This is a genomic window from Mycobacterium sp. (assembly GCF_035603715.1).
GTDB lineage: Bacteria > Actinomycetota > Actinomycetes > Mycobacteriales > Mycobacteriaceae > Mycobacterium.
Genome location: NZ_DATNJW010000361.1, coordinates 1 through 2,558, shown reverse-complemented (window position 1 = coordinate 2,558; position 2,558 = coordinate 1). Strand labels below are relative to the sequence as shown.

The 2,558-nt window shown below is 66.9% G+C and carries 4 protein-coding genes and 1 pseudogene; all 5 read left to right on the top strand.

Annotated features, from left to right (window positions below; all coding sequences use genetic code 11):
* A pseudogene (gene adh / locus VN856_RS14955) lies at positions 1-802 on the top strand (aldehyde dehydrogenase); the annotation flags it as partial.
* Positions 802-1,293, top strand: a complete 492-nt coding sequence (locus VN856_RS14950) for a DUF779 domain-containing protein (RefSeq protein WP_325690334.1) — start codon at positions 802-804, stop codon at positions 1,291-1,293. The pseudogene adh and the gene VN856_RS14950, both read left to right, overlap by 1 nt.
* A gap of 28 nt (positions 1,294-1,321) precedes the next feature.
* Entirely contained in the window at positions 1,322-1,600 is a 279-nt protein-coding gene (locus tag VN856_RS14945) for a putative holin (protein WP_325690333.1), read from the top strand.
* Positions 1,593-2,174, top strand: coding sequence for a hypothetical protein (locus tag VN856_RS14940; protein ID WP_325690331.1), 582 nt, complete (start codon positions 1,593-1,595; stop codon positions 2,172-2,174). The genes VN856_RS14945 and VN856_RS14940 overlap by 8 nt, the downstream gene beginning before the upstream one ends.
* Positions 2,175-2,207: 33 nt before the next feature.
* Positions 2,208-2,558, top strand: a 351-nt coding sequence (locus VN856_RS14935; protein WP_325690330.1) for a winged helix-turn-helix domain-containing protein, incomplete at its 3' end; no start/stop codon positions are given.

The following is a 2,558-nucleotide window of genomic DNA, read 5'->3' as shown; positions in this document are numbered from 1 at the left end:
CGAGACCACCACCGGGCGACTGATCATGCAGTACGCCAGCCAGAACCTGATCCCGGTCACCCTCGAACTGGGCGGCAAGAGCCCCAACATCTTCTTCAACGATGTGATGGCCGCCCACGACGACTTCCAGGACAAGGCGCTAGAAGGGTTCACCATGTTCGCGCTGAACCAGGGCGAGGTGTGCACCTGTCCGTCGCGCAGCCTGGTGCAGGCCGAGATCTACGACGAATTCCTGGAGCTGGCGGCCATCCGCACCAAGGCGGTCCGGCAGGGCGATCCGCTGGACACCGAGACGATGGTTGGCTCGCAGGCTTCCAACGACCAGCTGGAAAAGGTGTTGTCCTACATCGAGATTGGCAAAGGTGAAGGTGCGAAGGTGCTGTGCGGTGGGGAACGCGCCGAGTTGGGCGGCGACCTGTCCGGTGGCTACTACGTGCAGCCAACCATCTTTGCCGGCACCAACAAGATGCGGATCTTCCAAGAAGAGATCTTCGGACCGGTGGTGTCGGTCGCGTCATTCAAGGATTACGACGACGCCATCTCGATCGCCAACGACACCCTCTACGGCCTGGGCGCGGGAGTGTGGAGTCGCGATGGGAACACCGCCTATCGGGCCGGTCGCGACATCCAGGCCGGGCGGGTGTGGGTCAACTGCTACCACGTGTATCCCGCGCACGCCGCGTTCGGCGGCTACAAGCAGTCCGGGTTCGGCCGGGAAAACCACAAGATGATGCTCGACCACTACCAGCAGACCAAGAACCTGCTGGTGTCGTATTCGCAGAAAGCGCAAGGATTCTTCTGATGACGACGCGGGTGGTCGTCACCGCCGACGCGGCCACGCTGCTCGATCAACTGCGAGACCAGCACGGCCCGTTGATGTTTCACCAGTCCGGCGGCTGCTGCGACGGGTCGTCGCCGATGTGCTACCCCGATGGGGAGTTCATCATCGGAGATCGCGACGTGCTGCTCGGTGTGCTCGACGTCGGAGCCGACGGCGTGCCGGTGTGGATCTCGGGGCCGCAATTCCAGGCGTGGAAACACACCCAGCTCGTCATCGACGTGGTGCCGGGCCGGGGCAGCGGCTTCAGCCTGGAAGCGCCCGAGGGCATGCGATTTCTGTCCCGCGGACGCGCGTTCAACGACGCCGAAAACGCCGAACTGGCTGCTACTGCGGTGATCACCGGCGCCGACTACGAGAACGGCGAGCGGCTGCCGGAGCGCGCTCCGGTCGTCGCTGCCGCTGCCGATGCGTGCCCGGTACCCGCAGGGCGCGCCGCGCAGGTAAAGCCGTAGCGGGCGCCAGCGGCAGTATCGTTTAACCGTGATACCGCTGCCGCGGCCTTTGGTTTTGACTAGCGCGATGCTGCTTGGCGTCGCCACCGGGTTGCTCGGCGGCGCGGCGGCGCTGACCGTGGAGCACGCGCGGATGCGCCCCGACGTCGCCATCGCACTGGTGGTCGGATTCCCCAGCGCCGTCGGGCTGCTGGTGGTCCTGCTGGCCCGGCGCCGGTGGCTGACCGCGCTGGGTGCGTACATCCTGGCCCTGGCGCCGGGATGGTTCGGCGTGCTTGCCTTGGTCGAGGTCGTGACCCGTGGCTGACGACGAACGCGTGGAGACCGAGTCGATGCCGCTGACCGAGCCGTACAAACCGGCCTTCGACACCGGCATTCAGCACAAAGTCGAGCCCGAACTCATCGAGCCAGAGCCGCCGCCCCGGAAGCGTCGATCGTGGCACCGACGGTCCGACGCCGCCGAGAAGTCGGGTCATCCGGTCGGCGGGCTCACCCCGGCCGCGTACACCGACACACCGTCATCCGAGTCGATCCCGGTGCCCGACCGCTATCAGTACGTCAGGTGGTGGCAGTTCGTCTTGATGCTGCTGGCGGTCTGGGTTCCCGCCGGCGCGATCGGCGCGGGCCTGTTCTATTGGTGGAGCCATGACGCCTCCAGGCACAAGACCGAGGTGATTTTTGTTCTCCTGGCCTACGTCGTGGTGAGCACGGTCGCGGGTCTGATACTGGCGATGGTGGCCGACCGGCCGCTGGTGTCGGCGCTTGCCATCGCGATGATCTCGGCGGTGTTCGCGTCCGTCGTCGCCGCAGCCCCGGTCTACGGCAAGTTCTATTGCCAACACAGTCAGCGACATTGCGCAGCGGGCATCCTGCCGTACTGAGCACCCGAACTAGGGCTGTGCAAGGCTGGCGGGGTGAGCGACACGCGCCAATCCGCGTCTTGCGGGCGGCAGGCTGATCGCAACCTCACCCCAATCGCCACCTTGATCGAGGATCCTGCGCGCTCGGCAATGCTGGCCGCGCTGGCCGGCGGGCGGGCGCTGCCGGCCGGGGAACTGGCGCGCCGAGCCGGTGTGCAGCCGGGCACCGCTTCGGTGCATCTGCGCCGCCTGACCGAGGCCGGCTTGATCCGGGTCCGCGCCCAGGGCCGGCACCGCTACCACGAGATCGCCGACCCGGAAGTGGCCACGGTGTTGGAGGCGATCGCAGAGATTGCGCCGCCGGCCCCGGTCTCCGTTGCGGATCAGCAGGCCGCGTGCGCGCTG

Excerpts from the sequence above, each read along its gene's own strand:
- VN856_RS14950 (WP_325690334.1), top strand. The coding sequence starts at position 802 with ATGACGACGCGGGTGGTCGTCACCGCCGACGCGGCCACGCTGCTCGAT.